Below are 1,271 nucleotides of genomic sequence, written 5' to 3'. Positions count from 1 at the left end.
TATGACAAGAGCGATCCCCCCGTCGGATGCGAATGCGCGGTAGAGCTGTGCTCGCGAGACCGACAGGGCCCCACACATCGATGTCGGGCCGAGCCAGCTCTCCGAGAGATGTTCGGCGATGTAGGTGTAGGCGCGATCTCGGAGGGAGCGATCGGGCCGCGGCGACAGGTCAGGCTCGGCGATACCCAAACTGACACGAAGCAGGGACGCCACGACGTCCTCGTAACCGGTTGCTGCGCCGGGATCGAGGTGCGGTAGCGCGAGTACGACCGATTGCATGCACTGAGCGAGCACGACGGCAGGAACTCCGCGCAGTACCGTCCCGTGGAGAGAGCGACCCTTCGACTCCGCCTCGACGAGGGAGCGCGGTGCGAGAAGCGTGATGGTGCGCCCTGTCGATTCGGCCTCCGCGTCGGCGGTCCATGTACGCCCGAGGTCGAAGAATGTGACATCTCCTGGACGTGCGACGAAATCGACTCCGTCGGCGTTGCCGCTCAACTGCCCGTCGAGGACGACCTGGACCATGTATTGATCGTCGAGTCCGCTCTCGGCGATCAGCCGGTTGTTTCGGGTGTACTTCTGCGCGTTGAAGGTTGTTCGACCGATCAACGAGGACCCGATGGGAAGTGCTGAGATCGACCCTTCGAGAGGCGTGTCGGGGTCAATCCGGTCGGTGACGAAGAACGGACGTGTCGCGCTGCGCCAGAAGTCGTCGGCCTCCTCCGGATCGACCGATCGGGTCGACACGCGGATGCGGGCGGAATTCATCGACACGCGGGCATGATATGTCAGATCCCGCAGGTCGCAGTCACTCTCCCGCAAATAAACGTCAATAGTGACCGAGCCCACATGATGAGACAAATCGGGCGTATTTGTGAGACGGCCAGTGCTCGCGTGTCGCGGCGAAGCTGTCTATGTTGTTCGTTATGGGTGGACGGGTTGGGAGTTCGATGCTCGAACGAAATCTCGAGTTCGGCGGGGATCGACTGCTCGTTTGTCGGCCATCATGACGTCCACTTCGAATCGATCGCAGCTATCTCGAGCAAAGCGAAATCCTCGAGGGCGGGGCACGCTGCAAAGGCGGCTCGCTGGGCGCGGAGCCACGGCGATTCGTCCTCGCCTGCTCGGATTGATGGAACGCTCGGCGGGATTGACGGTCATCGATTCGCCTCGTGGGTTCGGCAAGACGGAACTCGCCGCGCTGTGGCTCCCAGGCGGCCAGCCGCTTGGCGAAGTCGGGCGTCAGGTAGTGCGTGCGGAGCGCCTTGGCC

General features: G+C 62.9%; 1 protein-coding gene. It reads right to left on the bottom strand.

The window, feature by feature from the left end:
- The coding region (locus ABT116_RS47455; protein WP_351647614.1) for an AraC-like ligand-binding domain-containing protein at window positions 1-768 on the bottom strand (768 nt) is incomplete at its 3' end.
- Between the last annotated feature and the right edge of the window lie 503 nt (window positions 769-1,271).

Source organism: Streptomyces sp. NPDC002130, assembly GCF_040296465.1.
Classification (GTDB): Bacteria; Actinomycetota; Actinomycetes; order Streptomycetales; family Streptomycetaceae; genus Streptomyces.
This window is presented reverse-complemented; position numbering and strand designations above follow the sequence as displayed.